The sequence below is a fragment of the Pseudoxanthomonas sp. Root630 genome (genome assembly GCF_001427585.1).
In the GTDB taxonomy this organism is placed as follows: Bacteria; Pseudomonadota; Gammaproteobacteria; order Xanthomonadales; family Xanthomonadaceae; genus Pseudoxanthomonas_A.
This window is the reverse complement of the sequence record NZ_LMGY01000012.1, coordinates 618,568-637,756: the sequence shown is the minus strand read 5'-3', so window position 1 is coordinate 637,756 and position 19,189 is coordinate 618,568. Positions and strand designations below refer to the sequence as shown.

The window sequence follows — 19,189 nt, the reverse complement described above, 5'->3', positions numbered from 1 at the left end:
AAACCGACCGCGACATGGAAAACGCGCTGACGCTGACCAACGACATGAAGCTCGTCCTCGGGCTGGTCGGCTTCACGATGGCGATGTTCCTGTTCGAACGCATCCGCGCGGACCTGGTCGCGCTGGTGGTGCTGGTGGTGCTGGGCATCACCGGCCTGATCGCACCGGAGGAAATCTTCGGCGGCTTCTCCGGCAACGCGGTGATGAGCATCATCGCCACGATGATCCTCGGCGCCGGCCTGGATCGCACCGGCGCGCTGAACCGCCTGGCATCGTGGCTGTTGCGGCGCGGCCACGGCATCGAGCAGCGCCTGCTGCTGATGACCACGGCCATCGCCAGCCTCAATTCGTCCTTCATGCAGAACCCGTCGGTCATGGCGCTGTTCATGCCGGTGGCCTCGCGCCTGTCGGCGCGCACCGGCCTGTCGCTGCAGCGGCTGCTGCTGCCGATCGCGGCCGCCATCGTCATGGGTGGCGCCTTCACGATGGTCGGCAACTCGCCGCTGATCCTGCTCAACGACCTGCTGGTCTCGGCCAACAACAACCTGCCCTCCGGCATGGCCACGCTGGAGCCGCTGCGGATGTTCGCGCCATGGCCGATCGGCCTGGTGCTGGTGATCGCCTCGCTGCTGTACTTCCGCTACTACGGCGACAAGAAGCTCCGCGACGAGACCGAGACCAACGTGACGCCGGCGCGCACGGAGAGCTACTTCGCCAACACCTACGGCATCGAAGGCGATGTGTTCGAACTGGTGGTCACCGCAGAGAGTCCGCTGGTCGGCATGTCGCTGGGCGAAGCCGAAGCGCTGCACGACGCCCCGCTGATGCTGGCGTTGCAGACCGGCAACGACACCCGGCTGGCACCGCCTGCCGACATGCGCATCTGGGTCGGCAGCGTGCTGGGCGTGATGGGCAAGCGACAGGAGATCGGCGACTTCGCGCAGAACCATTTCCTGCGCCTGTCTTCGCGCCTGCGCCACTTCGGCGACCTCTTCAATCCCAGCCGCGCCGGCATCTCCGAAGCGGTGGTGCCGCCGACCTCGCGCTTCATCGGCAAGACCGCGCGCGAGCTGCGCCTGCGCAAGCAGAACGGCATCAGCCTGCTGGCGATCAACCGCGACAAGAAGGTCATCCGCGAGAACGTGCGCGAGGAAAAGCTCCGCGCCGGCGACATGCTGGTCTTCCACAGCATCTGGCAGGACCTGGGCCTGGCTGCGGAGAGCCGCGACTTCGTCGTCGTCACCGACTACCCGAAGGGCGAGCAACGCCCGCACAAGTTCAAGATCGCGATGACCATCTTCGCGATCACCATCATCATCGCGCTGACCTCCAAGCTGCCGGTCGCGCTGACGCTGATGACCGGCGTGGCCGGCATGCTGCTGACCGGCGTGCTGCGCATGGACGAGGCCTACAGCGCGATCAACTGGAAGACCGTGTTCCTGATGGCGGGGCTGATCCCGCTGGGCTGGGCGATGGACAGCAGCGGTGCGGCGGCCTGGGTGGCCGGCCATACCGTCGAGCGCCTGCCGGACGGCATCCCGGTCTGGGTGCTGGAGATCGCCATCGCGTTGCTGACGACCGCGTTCTCGCTGGTCATCAGCCATGTGGGCGCGACCATCGTGATGGTGCCGATGGCGATCAACCTGGCGCTGGCCGCGGGCGGCAATCCCACCGCGTTCGCGCTGATCGTGGCGCTGTCGGCCTCCAACAACCTGATGACGGCGTCGAACCCGGTGATCTCGATGGTCGTGGGCCCGGCCAACTACACCTCGCGCCAGCTGTGGCGCGTGGGCGGTCCACTGTCGCTGATCTACACCGTGGTGGTGGTGCTCGCGGTCAATGCGCTGTTCTGGTGGAACGGTCGCGCCGGATGACGTCCCCCTCGCTGACGCTCGCGTTGTTGCCGGCGCGCTACGCCGTCGCGCAGTTGCCGGCCGATGCCGCCCTGCCCGGCTGGTGGCCCACGGCCGGCATGCGACACGCCGGCTGGACCGACGACGAGTTGTCGCTCGTCTGCGAAGAGCAGCTCGTCCCCGACGACGTGCGCTGCCAGCGCGGCTGGCGCATGTTCAAGCTGCAGGGGCCGTTTGACTTCGCGCTGACCGGCATCCTCAAGGCGGTGCTGGATCCGCTGGCCGCCGCCGGCGTGGGCATCTTCGCGCTGTCGACCTACGACACCGACTACGTGCTGGTGCAGGCGCATCAACTGGACGATGCGATGTCGGCCCTGCGCAGCGTCGGCCATCGCATCGAAGACGGATTCGTACAGGTCTAGCGGCGCCGCAGCAGGATGCGCGCGAACACCGCGCCGAAATGCGACCAGATCGCACCGAACACGCCCAGCTGCGTGAACACGCCGCGCTGCGTCGCTTCGAACTTGCGGAAGTAGCGCCACAAGCCCCGGTGCTTGTGCCACTCCACGAACAGCGGCCGCGAGCGGCTGGACACGCCGCGGATGTGCAGCACGCGTACGTCGTTGGCGACGGCGAGCAACGCACCCGCTTCGCGCGCGCGGCGGCACAGGTCCATGTCCTCGGCGTGCAGGCGGTACGTTTCGTCGAAGCCCCCCACCCGGTCGAACAACGTGCGCGGCAACAGCATCAGCGCGCCAGACACGATATCCACCGGCTGCAGGACGCTGCCCTCATCGACCGGTACGCCCAGCCGGGACGCTGCGCCCGGGGATGTCAGCATCGCGGCGAACACGGGATCGCGCCGCCGCGCCGCCGCATCGCGCACGCCCTCCTCGTCGACCAGGTCCGCGCCGAGCAATGCTTCGCCCGCGCTGCCTGCCGCGTGCGCGCGCAGGCGCGACAGCGTGTCGCCCTCCACCATCAGGTCCGGGTTCACGAACGCGATCCACGGCGAGTGGGTGTCGCGCGCGCCCTGGTTGCAGCCCACGGCGAACCCCGGATTGTCGGGATTGGCGATGAAACGCAGGCGCGCGTCCTGCAGCGCGTGCCGCTGCACGATGTCCATGGTGCCGTCGGCGGAGGCGTTGTCGACGATGCGGATCTCGTCCACGCCATGCGCAACGCGCAGGCGCATCAGGCAGTCGTCGATGGTGCTCGCGCTGGCGTGGGTCACGACCACGACGGCGATGCCGCCCTGCTCAGCCGAAGAGGTCACGCTGGCGCTCCGGCGATCCGACGTCCGCATATAGGGCGGCCAGGCGCTCGCGGGGCTCGCGCAGCGGATCGGCCATCAGGAAGCTCGCGAGCCGCGGGGTGAAGGCCGGCCAGCGCGCGTTCAACGCATCCATGTCGCCATCGGCCGGCCCGCCTTCGCCGCCGCGCGCGACGAACGCGGTCTCGCACAGCACATTGCGCCAGCCCAGTCCCGACAAGCGCAACGACAGATCGACCAGCGCCGCATACCACGAAGCGTAGCTCGCGGCGTCCAATCCACCGACCCGCTTCCGTGCGCTGCCGCGCAAGGCGACGGCGTGGGCGACCGCTGCGGGAAGTTCCGGATGCAGCGGCGGCATCGCCGCACAGGCGTGCGCGGTACGTTCGACGTCGTCCGGCAGCGGACCCACCTCTCCCAGGCGCGGCCAGGCGGTGGTTTCGCCGGCGTTGCACCAGGGCGTGGCCGTGGCGATCGCGGCATCGCGCGCCAGGCACGCGGCCAATTGCTGCAACCACCCCGGTAGCGGCTGCGCGTCGGGCGACAGCACGACGACATCCGCATCGCCGCAGGCCGCCAGCATCTGGTCCATGTGCGCCACCTCGCCAAGCATGCGCGGGCGGCGGGTGTAATCCGCCTGCAGGCGCGTGCGCGTCAACCAGCGCTCGATGATGGCCAGGCCGCGCGGGCCGGCCTGCGCATCGTCGGCAAGCCAGACGCGTGCGCCTTCCGGCGTGCCGGCGTCCAGCGCGCCGAGGCACGCATCGAGCGCGTCATCGTCGGTGCCGATGGGCAGCAGGACGATGGGCAGGGACGATGCGGCCGACGGCGTCACTTGGAGCGCGGGGTATTCAGCGGTTCCAGCGCGCGGAAGCGCTTGCCGTACTCATCGGTCAGGTCGTTGGCTTCCTGCGGGTTGCTGACGATGGTCGGCGTCAGCAGCACGATGACTTCGCTGCGCTCGGTGCCGGTGGTCTTCTTGCCGAACAGCCCGCCGATGATCGGCAGCCGGCTCAGGCCCGGGATGCCGGAGGAACCCTGGGTCGCGGTGTCGCTGATCAGGCCCGCCAGCATCACCGTGTTGCCGGCCTGCACGGCTCCTTCCGTCTTGAAGCGGCGCGTGTTGATGCGCACGTTGCCATTGGCGTCGGGCTCGCTGCCCGGTGAACTCACTTCCTGCACGATGTCGAGGAACACCATGCCGTCCTTGGTGACGCGCGGGCGCACCTTGAGGATCACGCCGGTATCCAGGTACTGCACCTGGCTGTAGCTGTTGTCGGTGCCCAGTCCTGGATTGACGGTGACCGAGGAAATCGGAATGCGGCTACCCACGTTGAGCGTGGCTTCGGCGTTGTTGCGCACGAAGATGGACGGCGTCTGCAGCAGGCGCACGTCGGAGACTTCATCCAGCGCCGTGATGACGGCGGCGGCATCGTTCTTCACCAGCGTCCAGACCGCGCCGGCACCGCTCACGCCCCCGATGCTGCCGGCGAGCGTGCTCCAGCGGCTCGGGCCACCGGCACTCGGGTCGGCGAAGGGACCCAGTCCGTTGTCCGTCATCGCGCGTTCGAGATACCAGTTCACGCCGTAGCTCAGGTCGCCCGTCAGCGACACCTCGGCGATCTGCGCCTCGATGTGGACCTGCAGCGGCATCACGTCGAGCTTGTCGACCACTTCGCGGATCGACTGCCAGGCGCTGGCGCTGGAACGCACGAGCAACGTGTTGGTCTCTTCCACCGCCGCCACGCCCACGCGCGCGCCATCGACTTCCAGCGTCACCGCACCGTTGCCGTTGTCGCGCTGGTTGAGCGACAGCGAGCCGCCACCCAGGCCACTGCTGGAGCTGGAACCGCTACCGCCGAAATCGACGGAACTGTTGTTGCCGTTCATGCCGCCGTCGTTGATCTGCACCGCATCGGTACCCGGCATCAGCGAGACGTTGCCGGTCCCGCCGGTCGAACGGCCATCGCTGGACGCACCACTGCCGGAGGCGCCGAAGACCTCGGCCAGGCGCTGCGCGAGTTCGCGCGCCTTGATGTACTTCAGTTCGTAGGAATACAGGCGGCTACCCTCGCCCGCGCCGTCGATGCGCTCCAGCCACTGCTGGATCTGGTCGAGGTAGGCCGGCTGCGGCGTGATCACCAGCACCGCGTTCGCGCCTTCCAGCGGCATGAAGCGGAACATGCCGGCGCTGGGCGTCTTGCTGTCGTTGCCGAATACCTTCTCCAGGTCGGCGACTACGCGGGTCGCACGGCCGGACTGCAGCGGGAACACGCCCACCGACATGCCGGACAGCCAGTCCACGTCGAAGATCTCGACGGTGCGCAGGTAGTTCTCGAGTTCGCTGCGCGTGCCGGCCAGGGTGATGACGTTGCGCGTGCCATCGACGTTGACGATGGCATTGGGCCGCGCATACGGCTCCAGCACCTTCTTCATTTCGCTGGCCGAGATGAAGCGCAACGGCACCACGCGCACCTCGTAACCGCGTGCGCTGGACGCCGGACCCGTGCGTGGCGCCACGCTGCCGGACAACGCCTGGTCGGCCGGGATGATGTTGTAGCGGCCGCCGGTGTAGACCAGGCGCGCGTTGTTCCAGCCGAGCACCATCTCCAGCAGGTTCAGCGCCTCGGCCGGCGACACCGGCTTGGGCGTCCCCAGCGTCACCGTGCCCTGCACGCCCGGCGCGATCACGTAGTTCTGGCCCAGCATGTCGCCGAGGATGGCCTTCACCACGGCATGCACGGATTCGCCTTCGAAATTGAAGGTGGCCGAGCCGCTGCTCGCCCCACCCAACGAGGGCGCGGGTGCGCTGGCCGCGCTGCGATTGATCATCTGCCCGTTGCCGCGGCGGATCTGCGCTTGCGGACCGGTCGAAGGCGCTTCGGCCTCCTGCAGCGGCGCGGTCTGGGCGGTGCCGGGGGCGACCTCGCCCGCCGTGGCGGGCGAGGTACGGCGCACGTCGGGCACCGGGGCGCTCGCGCAACCGGCCAACAGGCCCAGGCAGAGGGAAAACAGGATCACGCGTGACGTCATGCCGGCACTCTACTGTGTCTGGCCGGGCGTTGCCGGCGGCGGATTGGGGTTGGCCTGCTGCTGGCGCAGTTGTGCGCGGCGCTGTTCGATGCGCTGGCGGATCGCATCCATCTGCTGCTCGGTCGTCGTTGCCGGTGCGCTCGGCGGCGGTGGCGACGGCGCGACGGCGGGAGGCGTCGTGCCCGATGCCGTCGGGGTCGACGGCGACGGGACGGTCGGCATCGCGACCGGACCTGCGTTGCCACCTGTCGGACGGGCCGAGGGAGGTGTGTTCGGGGAGGCAGGCATGGGGCCGGAGGCGGGCGGAACCGCAACGGCGGTCGGCGGCTGGCCACCGGCGCCGTCGAATACACGCAACTCCAGCTCACGGCGCCCTTCAGGCCCATCGAACACGGCACGGCGCGGGGACAGTTCGGTCAACCGCCAGCCGGGGAAGCCTTCGGGCGACTCACCGACCCGCACGCGACGGCCCTCGCCCCCCTGGGCCGGCTGGACGATCGCCATCTCGAGCGCCGGAGTGATCAGCACGCTGCTCAGGACCAGATCGAAAGCGGGTGCGGCGGCTTCCTCGCCGGACAGGAAGAACGGCTTGGGTCGACGGTCCTCGGAGAACAGCGGGCGATCGCCGACTTCCGCGTATTGAGGCAGGCCGCCCAGCCGTTCGGGTGGGGCCGGCGGCAGCTTCGGCAGCGCCTGGACCAGGGAAGGATCGGCCGGCAACGGGGTGATGCGCCCGCCCAGGCCGAACACGGCCAACAACAGGACCACCACCGACCAGCCGGCCACCGTCGCCAGGATCCACGTGCGTGCGGTCCAGGCTTCAGGGCGCATCGGGCGCCTCCTGCGGCATGGCGGGCGCGGGCTTGAGGTAGCCGTACAGATCGAAGTTCACGTCGAGCCCGCCCGAACCGCTCTCGCTGGCCTGGAAGGCATAGCGCTGGGCCAGGATGTTGAGGTTCTCGACGAACAGGCGCGGGCTGCCGGATTCGATCTGGTGCAGCACCGAGGCGAGCTCCGGCGCACCGCAACGCAGGCGTACCTGCACGACCACGCGCGGATAGACCTCGCGCCCCGGCAGCGCCAGCGGCGACTGGTTGGCGATGGCGCAGCTGCGGTTGCCGGGGCTGGCCTGCTTCACGATGCCTTCGAGCCGCTGCACCAGGCCCGCGGTCGCGAGCTCCACCGTCGCTTCCGGGAGGAACCCGGGGCGCTGGGCCTGCTGTGCCAGCGCAGCGGAAAGTTCGCGCTGCACCTGCGGGGCCTGCGCCAGTTGGGTACGGATGCGCAGTTCGCGCTCGCGCAGCTCGCCGACGCGCGTGTTCACCTCCTGCATCGGCACCGTCCACCACGGGTGGACGAGCACGAAGTAGCCCAGCAGCAACGCCGCCAGCAGCAGCGTCAGCGCCAGCGCGCGGTCGCGGTCAGTCATGGCCGGCGGCATTGGGCCCTCCGTTGGCGCCGGCCGCGGCGGGCTCCTGCTTGCCCAGCAGTTCCGCGGTCAGGGTGAAGCGGTCCATGCGCGTGCGTGGATCAGGCTGCAGCGCGCCGCTCAATGCGGGGTTGCGCCAGAGCTTCGAGCCCTGCAGGCGCGCGACCAGCCCGGAAGCTTCGGGGCTGAACCCGATCAGGGTCAGCCGGTCGCCTTCGATGGCGACCTTTTCGAGATAGGTGTTGTCGGGCAGCCGCTGGGTCACGTCGGCCATGACCTCGAGCGCGGTGGGGCGTCGTGCGCTCGTGTTGTTCAACGTGGTGATGCCGGCGACCAGATCGACGAGTTGCTGCCGCCCTGCCGCCACGCGGCGGGCCTCGTCCGCGCGGCTCTCCACTTGCACCGCGAAGGCGTCGGCGGCGGCGCGGCGGTTGTCGAGCACCAGCCAGGCGCCCAGCACCAGGGCGACCACCGCCACGCTGGCCAGCGTCAGGTGCAAGCCACGATTCGGCGCCTGGGTCGCCGCCCGGGCGGTTTCGGGCAACAGATTCACGCCAGCCGGCAGACCGTGGGCATCTTCCACATCGGCCCCGGCCAGGACCGGCGCCAGTGCGCCCAGTTGCGCGAGTGCACCGTCGAACGCGGGCTTCGGCACCACGACGAGTTCGACATCGAGCTGACCGTCCTCGCGCACGCCGACCACGCGCGCATCGAAACAGGCCTCCTGCGCGGTGAACGGCGTCTGCCGGTCTAGCTCGAACCGGACCACGTCGCGCAGGCGATCTGCGGCCGCCGCCGGCAGCGGCAGGCGCCGCCGCAGGACCATGCCCGCCGGCGCCAGCCACCAGCGCGGCAGCCCCGCCAGGCGGCTGCCCAGTACGGCAACGAGTTCATCCGGGGCCACGGTGGAAGGCAGGCGCGCCAGTTCGCGGCGCGTGGCCCCTTCCATCCAGCTCATGGCGATCTCGTCGCCGTCGCGCTGGAAGAACAGGCGCTCGCGGGTCAGGCCCAGCAGCACGCGCCAACGCGCGGGCAGGCAACTGGCCAGGGCCAGGCCCCACCAGGCCAGGAAGCTCTTCGGCCCCGGCCCCAGGCGTGCCCGGAACTGCTGCAAGGTGTCGCGTACGCCGCTCATTGTGGTGACGCTCCCTCCTCCCAGCGCAACAAGGTGTAGGCCGATCCCGGCACGGGATTGGCGCCTGCGCGCACCACCGTCCTTAGTGACGCCTCGCGGCCATCGGTCAGCCGCGCACGGCTCTCGATACTATACGTGCCACTGCCGGTGCCGACGAGTTGGGTGTCACCGGTCGCACCCATGGCATTGCGCTGCGCCAGCCACGTCGCGGCATCCATGCCCATCGCGACCAGCACCGGGCCCTGCGCATAGGTCGCGTCGGGCTGGCCGCGCCCCGAGTACAGCGTAAGGAAGGGTGCCAGCCGCGCGTACAGCGCCGGCGTCATGCCCAGCACCTGCTCGACTTCGGCCACCGTCTCGAACGGCGCGTCCTTCGCACCGTAGTCGCGGCCTTCGGAAGCGTAATCGTCATCCTCTGCGCCGCCCGAAGGCTGGCTGAGGTTGTCCGTATCGCGCCAGTCCACGAGCGCACCGGCCAGTGCATCGCTGATATCGGGGGGTTCGCCCAGCGCCTGCATCAGGCGCGACAGCAAGCCCGCATCGGCCTGGTTGAGATCGACCTTGCCGGTCTCGTCGATGATGCGGACTTCGACCGCGTTGCCATCGAAAGTCCAGGCATACGGTCTCCCGTTCGGCTGCCAGTGCGTCTGCGGGTTGCGATCGGCCACGCGGACGAGTGCGTACTCGAGCCCGGCGCGGGCGACCTCCTGCGCGACCGCACCGCGGCTTCCGACGCGTCCCTGCATGGCCTCCATCCGCGCGGTCAACGCGAATGCGCCGACCAGCGCCGTGAGCAGCGCCACCAGCCACAGCACCAGCAACAGGGCGGCACCGCGTTGGCGCTTCATGGCAGCACCGGATTCGAGCCGCCCGGCAGCAGGCCGCCACCGGCACCGCCTTCGCTGCGCGTGAGCGTGACGACGAGGTCCGGCCAGCGACCACCGCGCACCGCTTCCACTTCCACCTTCACCTGCAACGGCAGCATCTCGGAGGTTTCCCAGCGGTCCTGCCACGGACCCAGGCGGTTGTCCGCATCCAGGCCCCGGTAGTGGAAGCGCACCGCGCGCAGGCCATCGACCAGGCGCTCGGGGCGCTGCGCGGCGGCGCGCTGCTCGAGATCGTCCAGCGACGCCTCCGGCTGCGCCACCGAAAAACCGACGAGCAGGCGCCCTTCGCCGTCGGCCACCACGTCATGCAGATAGGGGCCGCCGTGGCCCAGGTAGTCCGGGAGGTCGGTCACGAACCGCATGCGCTGCGGCGTGCCGATGAAGCGCGCCTGCCGCAGCGTGCCGCGGTCGGTGGCGAACACGATGGGCTGGGCCGACGTGAGCCGCGCGCGCAGATAGCCGTGCACCGCGCGCATGCGCTCGCTTGCCTGCGCCATGTCTTCGCCGCGTGCCGCGACCGCGGTGGACGAACGCAGCATGGCGAAGGCCAGCGCGAGACCGGCCGCCATCAGTACCAGCGCGACCAGCACCTCGATCAGCGTGAACCCGCCCTGCCGGCGCGTCATGGCGGCGCCGCCTGGTTGATGTCGCGCGGTGCCAACCGCAACGTGCGCCACTGCAGCGATTGCCCGCGTTCCGACCCCCATCGCACGAGCAGGCGGACGTCGAGGAGTTGCGGCGCGCCTGGATCGAGCTGCGCACGCGATGCGAGCGGATCGGCGAACGGCGACACCTCCAGCGTCCACTGGTAACGTCCGCGATCGAAGTCGCCTTCGCGCTGTCCGGGCTGCAGCGCCTCGCCGGAACCAAGCTGCGCCAGCAGCGACTGCGCATGCAAGGTGGCGCGACTGCTGTCGGCCGACTGACGCACCTGCCGCGCCGCGCCGGACAGCGCGCCGAGCACCAGCGTCAGCGCCAGGGCCAGCAGCGCGAACGCGACGAGCACTTCGAGCAGGGTGAAACCGCGTTGGCTGGCGGACGACGGCGACTTCACTGCGCCACTCCGACCGTCTCGCGCGACACCCGCACTTCGCCGGTGAGCCAGGCGACATCGACGCTCCACGCCGCGCGTTCCGCTGTCAGCGTCACGCGGCCACCGGTGGCGCCGCCATCGGGGAAGAACAGGATCGCGCCTTCGCCGGCACGCGCCTGCGCTTGCCGTGCACCGGTGAAGCTCACCGCCAGCGCCGGATCGATGCGGCCGCGGTGGTCGCCGGCGGCTTCCCAGCGATGGCCGCGCGGATCGATGCGGAAGCGCTGCGCCTGGCCGGTGGCGATCGCGCGCGCGCGGGTGTAGCGCAGCTGCGCCGCGATCTCCTTGGATTCGGAACGCAGCTTGATGCCTTCGAGGCCGCCGGTGAATGCCATCGCCGCCAGCAAGGCCGCGGCGGCCATCAGCGCGAGCACCAGCAGCGTTTCGAGCAGCGTAAAGCCCGCCTGCGATGCGCGCCCCATGGCGGCGCACGCGAACGAACGCGGGGGCGGGACGCAGTCAGCCATGGCGGCGGGCGCGCGTGGTTACTCGTTCTTGATGTCGGCGTTCACACTGTCGCCGCCGGCCTTGCCGTCGGCACCGAGGCTGATCAGGTCGAAGCGCTGCGATTCGCCGGGGATCCGGTACTCGATGGCGTTCTTCCACGGATCCTTCAGTTCGCTCTCCTTCGCATACGGACCCAGCCAGCCGGTCGCGTTGCCGGGCTGCGCGACCAGGTCGGAGAGTTGCGCGGGATAGCTGCCGGTATCGAGCTGGTAGGTCTCGATCTTGCCGGAGAGCGTCTGCAGCTGCGACTGCGCCAGCTTCACCTTGCCGCTGTCCGCGCCGCCCATCACGCGGCTGCCGACGAGGACCAGGATGCCGCCGATCAGCACCAGCACGATGATGATCTCCAGCAGGCTGAAACCCTGCTGCGAGCGGAGGGAACGGAAGGCGGGATTGGAACGCGTGCGGGACATGGTCTCGGGCTCTCCGGTGTACTCAGTTGATGGCGCCGGTCAGATCGTACAGAGGGACCAGCACGGCGATGATGACGACACCCACCACCGCGGCCAGGATCAGGGTGATGGCGGGGACCAGGGCGGCCAGCATACGGTCCAGCACCTGAGCGGTTTCCTGCTCGAAGGTCTCGGCCGTCTTCAGCAGCATGCTGTCCAGGGCGCCCGACTCCTCGCCCACCTGGATCATCTGCAGCGCCAGGCGGGGAAAACGCTTGCCCTTGCCCAGCGAGGCGGACAGGCCATGGCCGTTCTTCACATCGTCGGCCGCGGCATCGACGTCGGCGGCCAAGGCACGGTTGCCCAGCACGTTGCGGGCGATGCCCAGCGCCGTCAGCAGCGGCACGCCGTTCTTCAACAGCGTGCCCAGCGTGCGGGCCAGGCGGGCCGTCTCCAGCCGGGCCAGCAGCGGACCCGCGAGCGGACGGCCGAGCAACCAGGCATCCAGCCGGGCGCGGAACGCAGGGTCGCGGCGGCGGCGATCGAACCACAGCAGCGCGAACGCCGGCACGGCGATCAGCACGAACCAGAAATCGCGCACGAAGCTGCCGATCCACAGCACGCCGCGCGTGAACCACGGCAGGGTGACGTCCAGGCTTTCGTACATCACCGCGAACTGCGGCACCACGTAGCCCAGCAGGAACAACAGCGCCAGGCCCACCACCACCAGCAGGATCGCCGGATAGACCAGCGCATTGATCACGCGCCCCTTCAGCGCACGGGTGCGCTCCAGGTAGTCGCCCAGGCGCTGCAGTGTTTCGTGCAGGCTGCCGCCGGCCTCGCCGGCGCGCACCATGTTGACGTAGAGCCGCGAGAAGATGCCGTGCTGCCGCTCCAGCGCGGCCGACAGGGGCGCACCGCTGCGCACGCTGTCGCGGATGTCGGCGATCACGCGGCGCGCCTTCTCGTCTTCGGGCAGGTCGAGCAGGATGCCCAGCGCGCGATCCAGCGGTTGCCCTGCGCCCAGCAGCGTCGCCAGCTGCAGGGTGAACTGCACCAGCCGGTCGCCGGCGAACGCATTCGGCCGCCACAGTTGCGCCCAACTGCGGCCGGCGCCCGCAACGGCGAGCGCGGCCTCCACCGGCAGATGTCCCTGCTCCTGAAGGCGCGACACCACTTCGGCGTCGCTGGCGGCCTCCATCTGGCCTTCCAGCATTTCGCCATGCGCATTCAAGGCCTTGTAGCGGTAGAGCGGCATGCAGGACGGGGGCCACGGAGAATGCACCAACTTACCGCATTCACCCGGCCAACGTCATGCGCGCCACGTGCCGGAGCGGATGGCCCCGGTGCACGGGGCCATCGCGCCGCATCGCCGGCCGTCAGGGTGAGGCGAAGCTCCCGCGTACGCTGACGTTGGCGAACTTCGTCTTGCCCACCAGCGATACGTAGTAGGTGCCCGCCTGCGGTGCGGCGATGTTGACCACCTCGTTGTTGCCGGGTCGCGCCGAACGCAGGTCGTAGTTCGTCGCGGTCGCGGCGCTGCCGAACTTGACGTACACATCGGCGTTGCCGGTGCCGCCGTAACTGATGAACGACAGGTTCGTCGCGCCTGCCGGTACCACCAGCGCGTACTGCACGACCGCGTCCTTGGCCCCGGTATTGCCGCCGACCGCCACGTTGTTGGTCAACGGCGTCGCCGTGGGCGGCTCGCCGCCGCCGATGACGGCCTGTACCGCCGCCGCGGCATTGACGATGCCCGCGCCGATCGGACGGTTCGCCGGCGGCGCCACCGGGAAGGGTCGTGCCGTCGACTTCAGCGTGGCCAGGACTTGCGCCGGCGTCAGGGGCGTCTCGGCGACGCTCTGCATCAGGGCGACCACGGCGGCGACGTGCGGCGCCGACATCGAGGTGCCGCCCATGCCGAAGTACGTCTCGGTCGTAGGCACCGTGGTGCCGGCGTTGCCGGTGGACCACACGTAACCCCCCGGATTGCCGTCCACGCCGCCCCCACCGCCCGGTGCGGAGATGTCGATCCGCGTACCGTAGTTGGAGTACGACGTGATACCACCGGTGATCCGCGTGGCGCCGACGGTGATCACGCCCGCGCAGTTGCCCGGCGAGTAGCCGCTGACATTGCCGGCGTCGTTGCCTGCCGCCACCACCACCGTGCTGCCATTGGCGATGGCGATGTTGAACGCGTTCTGCTCCACCGCACTGCACGCGCCGGAACCGCCCAGGCTCAGGTTGATCACTTCCGCGGGGTTGGCATTGGCGGGGACGCCGGCCACCGTGCCGCCGGACGCCCAGATCACCGCATCGGAGATATCGGAGGTGTAGCCGCCGCAGCGCCCCAGCACGCGTGCGGGCACGACTTTCGCGTTGAACGCACCGCCTGCCATGCCCTTCGCGTTGTTGGTCACCTCGGCCACCGTGCCGGCCACGTGCGTGCCGTGCCAACTGCTGTCCTGCACCGGCGAGCCCGTATAGCACTCGCCGGCCACCGGGTTCCAATCGCCCTCGTCGCGCGGGTTGGCGTCGCGGCCGTCGCCGTCGCGGGAAACGAACGTGTCGCTGATGAAGTCGTAGCCGGGAAGGATGTTCGCATCGAGGTCGCTGTGCGTCGTGATGCCCGTATCGAGCACCGCCACCACCACGCCCGCGCCGGTCGCGTTGTCCCATGCCGCCGGCAGGTTGATGCCGCCGACCGGATCCTTGAAATGCCACTGGTACTGGTTGTAGTAGGTGTCGTTCGGCACCAGGCGCGCGTAACGGCGCGCATCCACTTCGACGAACTCGACCTCGGGATCCGTCGCCAGCTGGCGCAGCAGGCTTTCCGCTTCCACGCGGTCCAGCTTGCGTGACGTCTGCACCAGCTCGGCGCCGATGCCGAGGCGGCGCAGCTTCGCCGCGCCCACGGCCTTGCCGTTCGCGGGACCGAGCGCGGCGCGCGAGACGGCGCCGAGCAGCGAACGCTGCAACGTCGCGCTGTTTGCGCGCGCGGTACTGCCATCGCGGTACTTCACGATGAAACGATCATAGGTTTCGCCATCGCGCAGTCCGGCGGTGCTGACATCGCCCGCGACTGCATGGCCGGCGAAGGCGCCCAGCGCGACGATTGCGGCGAGTGCAGCAACCAGGGGACGACGACGCGAATTGCGGAAAGAAGAATGTGGATTCACTTGACCTGCTCCATGTCTACAAGGATGAACGAACTGGGTAACCCGTTTACAACGTGCTTACTCAACGACTTGCGACTTCCCTTTCAAGCGCATCGTGCACGTACCCCTGTTTACCTGCGCCGACACTCTTCACGCGAAGAACACATCTTCTGCACGCGCCCTACACATGGCATTAACGCCTTGTTTTAAGCGGTTTCATCGCGGTTCGACGAACGTAGCAAATCTCTCGCAAATTGCACAACGCGGTTGTAGTGTTCGACCACACGGAGTGTTTTGGTGTCATCTCGGGATGAGGGGATGGGGAATGCGGGAATCTTTCGCTGTCGCGAAATCTTGTTTCACGGATCCACTTGCACGTCTTTCCCGGCGCGATGCGGCATCGTCGCGCTCTTCGCGAATCAGGTGGCGCTCGTACGCCTGCCGTTCCGACTTCAACGCATCTTTCCCTTTCGTTTCTTCCGCTCCGTGCGACACGGCCGTGCGCGTCCCCTGTCGCGTGCCGTGTTGTCCGTGCCCCTGACGTAGTCCGCCTTGACCCCCATGCCGCACCGGCATGGGTGCTGTCGTATTCCCCCGAAAACACAGATGAAGGACGTGATCCATGAACAGGATTTACAGCAAGGTGTGGAACCCCTCCCTCGGCATGCTGGTGGTGGCATCCGAGTTCGCGCGCCGCGCGCATGGCGTGATGACGTCGGGCGCCCGCGTGCGTGCGCGCCTGGGCATCACGCTACTGGTCGCGGCACTGTTCGCAGGCGCGCCATTCGGCGCCGCGCTGGCCCATGACAAGCAGAAAGGCCAGCAGCAGAACGACAAGCCGCAGATCGGGACGGGCCCCGCCTACTGTGTGGATGCGCGCGGAAATCCGATCAAGGATGGCCGTCCGGGCGAGAACGCGGTGTCGTGCGGCGACGGCGTCGATGCCTCCGGCCGCCACGCAGTCGCCGTGGGCTACAAGAGCATCGCGAACAAGAGCGGCGCCACCGCGGTCGGCGGGCTGGCGGAAGCCACCGGCGTGAATGCGACCGCGGTCGGCTACGACAGCAGTGCCAGCGCGCAGGGCGCGACCGCGCTGGGCAGCCAGAGCAACGCGGCCGGCGCCAACGCGACCGCCGTCGGCACCCTGGCCAACGCGACGGGCGCGGGCGCCAGTGCCGTGGGCACCGGGAGCAACGCTACCGGCGCCTATGCCGGCGCGTTCGGTAGCGCGTCTTCGGCGTCGGGCACGCAAGCGCTCGCCGTGGGCCATACCAGCAGTGCGACCGGCATCGCGACGGTGGCGATCGGCGGATTCGCGAACGCCTCGGGCGCCTTCGATACGGCGCTCGGTTACGCCGCCGATGCCAGCGGCGGCGACAGTACCGCGCTGGGCTCAGGTTCGATCGCGACCGGTTACAACAGCGTCGCGGTGGGTGGTTCCCTGTTCGGCTTCCTGCCGACCGAAGCGTCCGGCGATTTCTCCACCGCCGTCGGTGGCGGCGCGTGGGCACCGGGCACCAACGCGACGGCCATCGGCAACCTGGCTTCGGCGATCGCCGACAACAGCGTGGCCCTCGGTGGCGATTCGATTGCCGACCGCGAAGACACGGTGTCCGTCGTCGCCGCGGGCACGGAGGGCACCGACGCGGTGAACCTCGACCAGTTGAACGCCGTCGCCGACGCGTCGGAAGACGCCACGCGCTACTTCAAGGCCAACGGTGAAGGCGACGGCAGCGACGATGCGGTCGCCAACGGCGACTACGCCACCGCGTCCGGCTCTGCCGCACTCGCGGACGGCATCGGCGCGACCGCGACCGGCTCCGGCGCCTTCGCGCTCGCGAATAGCGCCACCGCGACCGGCTTCAATGCCACCGCCACCGGTGCGAACAGCGTGGCCAATGGTGCCGGTGCGCAAGCCGGCGGTGCGGGTGCCGTCGCCGTCGGCGGGCAACGCCAGTTGTTGGACGAGAACGGCGATCCGCTGCTCGACGAGGACGGCAATCCGGTCTATGCGAGTACCGAAGCCACGGCGGACGACGCCACCGCGGTCGGTGCGGGCGCCGTCGCCGGCGAAGTGGGTGCGACGGCGGCGGGCGCAGGCGCGAATGCATCCGGCGCCTACGCGTCCGCGCTCGGCACCGAAGCCAGCGCATCGGGTATCCAGGCGACCGCGGTCGGCTTCCGCAGCGATGCTTCCGATGATGCCGCGACCGCCGTCGGCGGCTACAGCAGCGCATCCAACTTCGGGGCCTCCGCCTTCGGCTACGGCGCGGAGGCCAGTGGCAACAGCGCTACGGCCCTGGGCTTCGGGGCGGTCGCCAGCAACTACGACAGCACGGCACTGGGCTCCAACGCTGTCGCCAGCGGCGACAACAGCGTGGCGGTCGGCGGTGCCTTCTTCGGATTCATCCCGACCGAAGCCTCGGGCGACTATTCGGTCGCGGTGGGCGGTGGCGCCTACACGCCGGGCTTCAATTCCGTCGCGCTGGGCAACCTCGCCACCGCCGAAGCCGACAACAGCGTCGCCATCGGCGGCGATTCCGTCGCTGATCGTGAGGACACCGTGTCCGTCGGCAGCGCCGGCAGCGAACGACAGATCACCAACGTCGCCGCCGGTACCGAAGGTACCGACGCGGTGAACCTCGACCAGTTGGACGCCGTCGCCGAAGCGTCAGAGAACGCCACGCGCTACTTCAAGGCCAATGGCGAGGAAGACGGCAGCGACGATGCGGTGGCCAACGGCGACTACGCGACCGCCTCCGGCTCCGCGGCGTTCGCCGACGGCGTCGGCGCGACCTCGACCGGTTCGGGTGCGTTCGCGCTGGCGGATGGTGCGACGGCCACCGGCTTCAATGCCACCGCCACCGGGAGCAACAGCGTCGCCACCGGCAGCAGCGCGGAAGCCAGCGGCGAATCCAGCATCGCCATCGGTGGCCAGGTGGAGGCGTTCGATGCCGGCGGCAACCCGATCACCGTCAACACGGTGGCCTCCGGCCTGGGTGCCACGGCCGTGGGTTCGGGCAGCCTGGCGTCGGGACTGGGCAGTGCATCGTTCGGCGTGCTCAGCGAAGCGAGCGGCGAGGCCAGCTCGGCGTTCGGCTACGGCAGCACCGCCACCGGTTCGTATGCGTCCAGCTTCGGCCACGCCAGCGGCGCCACCGGCGACTACAGCGTGGCGGTCGGCGGACCGGCGGACCTGATCCCCGGCTTCGGTCTGCTCGTGTATACGCAGGCCAGCGGCTTCAGTGCCGCCGCCTTCGGCTCTGGTGCGATCGCTGCCGGCGATTACAGCCTGGCCGCAGGCAGCCTGTCGGAAGCATCGGGGCTCGAGAGCACCGCCGTGGGCTTCTTCTCCTACGCACCCGGCGACTATGCCACTGCGCTGGGCGCGGAGTCCTGGGCCAGCGGCGACAACAGCACCGCGGTCGGTTTCTACAGCACGGCGCTGGGCGACAACAGCGTGGCGCTGGGCGCCAACTCGACGGCCGACCGCGACAACACGGTCTCGGTGGGCGATGTGGGCAGCGAGCGCCAGGTCACCAACGTCGCCGCGGGCACGGAGGGCACCGACGCGGTGAACCTCGACCAGTTGAACGCCGTCGCCGACGCGTCGGAAGACGCCACGCGCTACTTCAAGGCCAATNCGCGACGGCCATCGGCAACCTGGCTTCGGCGATCGCCGACAACAGCGTGGCCCTCGGTGGCGATTCGATTGCCGACCGCGAAGACACGGTGTCCGTCGGCAGCGCCGGCAGCGAGCGCCAGRTCACCAACGTCGCCGCGGGCACGGAGGGCACCGACGCGGTGAACCTCGACCAGTTGAACGCCGTCGCCGACGCGTCGGAAGACGCCACGCGCTACTTCAAGGCCAATGGCGAAGGCGACGGCAGCGACGATGCCGTAGCGAACGGCGACTACGCCACCGCGTCCGGTTCCGCCGCACTTGCGGAAGGCGTCGGCGCGACGGCGACCGGCTCCGGTGCGTTCGCACTGGCCGATGGCGCCACCGCGACCGGCTTCAATGCCACCGCCACCGGCGCGAACAGCGTCGCCAACGGCGCCGGTGCGCAGGCCGGCGGTGCAGGAGCCGTCGCCATCGGCGGACAGCGCCAGGTGTTCGACGACAACGGCGATCCGTTGCTCGACGAGGACGGCAATCCGGTCTATGCGAGTACCGAAGCCACGGCGGACGACGCCACCGCGATCGGTGCCGGTGCCGTCGCAGGCGAGGTCGGCGCGAGCGCCGTGGGCGCGGGCGCGAACGCAAGCGGCGCGTACTCCACGGCCCTGGGCACGGAAGCCTCCGCGGCGGACACGCAATCGACGGCGGTCGGCTTCCGTAGCAGTGCCGGCGGGCTCGCGTCGACCACGGTCGGCGGCTATAGCAGTGCGGGCGGCGATTTCGCTTCGGCCTTCGGCTATGGCGCCG

At 69.5% G+C, this 19,189-nt stretch carries 15 protein-coding genes; 2 read left to right on the top strand and 13 right to left on the bottom strand.

The window, feature by feature from the left end:
- The first annotated feature begins 14 nt into the window (after positions 1-14).
- Positions 15-1,874: an SLC13 family permease gene (locus ASD72_RS08975; RefSeq protein WP_056879564.1), complete on the top strand. Its 1,860-nt coding sequence runs from the start codon at positions 15-17 to the stop codon at positions 1,872-1,874.
- Positions 1,871-2,275, top strand: a complete 405-nt coding sequence (locus ASD72_RS08970; protein WP_056879563.1) for an ACT domain-containing protein — start codon at positions 1,871-1,873, stop codon at positions 2,273-2,275. The genes ASD72_RS08975 and ASD72_RS08970 overlap by 4 nt, the downstream gene beginning before the upstream one ends.
- On the opposite strand, the gene ASD72_RS08965 is transcribed toward ASD72_RS08970, so the two are convergent.
- The 13 genes from ASD72_RS08965 to ASD72_RS08905 all read right to left on the bottom strand — a co-directional run bounded on the left by ASD72_RS08965 (position 2,272) and on the right by ASD72_RS08905 (position 14,781).
- A complete protein-coding gene (locus tag ASD72_RS08965; protein WP_235577977.1) occupies positions 2,272-3,129 on the bottom strand; it encodes a glycosyltransferase family 2 protein in 858 nt (285 codons plus the stop codon). The two genes, ASD72_RS08970 and ASD72_RS08965, sit on opposite strands and share 4 nt — an antisense overlap.
- Positions 3,113-3,961, bottom strand: a complete 849-nt coding sequence (locus ASD72_RS08960; RefSeq protein ID WP_056879842.1) for a glycosyltransferase — start codon at positions 3,959-3,961, stop codon at positions 3,113-3,115. Before ASD72_RS08960 ends, ASD72_RS08965 begins: the two co-directional genes overlap by 17 nt.
- A complete protein-coding gene (gene gspD / locus ASD72_RS08955; protein WP_056879561.1) occupies positions 3,958-6,159 on the bottom strand; it encodes a type II secretion system secretin GspD in 2,202 nt (733 codons plus the stop codon). Before gspD ends, ASD72_RS08960 begins: the two co-directional genes overlap by 4 nt.
- Before the next feature lie 9 nt (positions 6,160-6,168).
- Positions 6,169-6,990 carry a hypothetical protein gene (locus ASD72_RS08950; RefSeq protein WP_056879560.1) on the bottom strand — a complete coding sequence of 274 codons (822 nt, stop codon included), beginning with the start codon at positions 6,988-6,990 and terminating at the stop codon, positions 6,169-6,171.
- The gene (gene gspM / locus ASD72_RS08945; RefSeq protein ID WP_155944556.1) at positions 6,980-7,588 is read right to left on the bottom strand and encodes a type II secretion system protein GspM; all 609 of its coding nucleotides are present in this window, start codon (positions 7,586-7,588) and stop codon (positions 6,980-6,982) included. Before gspM ends, ASD72_RS08950 begins: the two co-directional genes overlap by 11 nt.
- Entirely contained in the window at positions 7,581-8,723 is a 1,143-nt protein-coding gene (locus ASD72_RS08940; protein WP_056879558.1) for a PilN domain-containing protein, read from the bottom strand. The genes gspM and ASD72_RS08940 overlap by 8 nt, the downstream gene beginning before the upstream one ends.
- On the bottom strand, positions 8,720-9,571 hold the full coding sequence (locus tag ASD72_RS08935) for a type II secretion system protein GspK (RefSeq protein WP_056879557.1): 852 nt from the start codon (positions 9,569-9,571) through the stop codon (positions 8,720-8,722). The genes ASD72_RS08940 and ASD72_RS08935 overlap by 4 nt, the downstream gene beginning before the upstream one ends.
- Positions 9,568-10,236 carry a prepilin-type N-terminal cleavage/methylation domain-containing protein gene (locus ASD72_RS08930; protein ID WP_056879556.1) on the bottom strand — a complete coding sequence of 223 codons (669 nt, stop codon included), beginning with the start codon at positions 10,234-10,236 and terminating at the stop codon, positions 9,568-9,570. Before ASD72_RS08930 ends, ASD72_RS08935 begins: the two co-directional genes overlap by 4 nt.
- Positions 10,233-10,664: a prepilin-type N-terminal cleavage/methylation domain-containing protein gene (locus ASD72_RS08925; protein ID WP_056879555.1), complete on the bottom strand. Its 432-nt coding sequence runs from the start codon at positions 10,662-10,664 to the stop codon at positions 10,233-10,235. The genes ASD72_RS08930 and ASD72_RS08925 overlap by 4 nt, the downstream gene beginning before the upstream one ends.
- The gene (locus ASD72_RS08920; RefSeq protein ID WP_056879554.1) at positions 10,661-11,125 is read right to left on the bottom strand and encodes a GspH/FimT family protein; all 465 of its coding nucleotides are present in this window, start codon (positions 11,123-11,125) and stop codon (positions 10,661-10,663) included. Before ASD72_RS08920 ends, ASD72_RS08925 begins: the two co-directional genes overlap by 4 nt.
- A 63-nt stretch (positions 11,126-11,188) precedes the next feature.
- A complete protein-coding gene (gene gspG / locus ASD72_RS08915; RefSeq protein ID WP_056879553.1) occupies positions 11,189-11,623 on the bottom strand; it encodes a type II secretion system major pseudopilin GspG in 435 nt (144 codons plus the stop codon).
- Positions 11,624-11,645: 22 nt separating this feature from the next.
- Entirely contained in the window at positions 11,646-12,860 is a 1,215-nt protein-coding gene (locus ASD72_RS08910) for a type II secretion system F family protein (RefSeq protein ID WP_056879552.1), read from the bottom strand.
- Positions 12,861-12,981: 121 nt separating this feature from the next.
- On the bottom strand, positions 12,982-14,781 hold the full coding sequence (locus ASD72_RS08905) for a S8 family peptidase (RefSeq protein ID WP_056879551.1): 1,800 nt from the start codon (positions 14,779-14,781) through the stop codon (positions 12,982-12,984).
- Between the last annotated feature and the right edge of the window lie 4,408 nt (positions 14,782-19,189).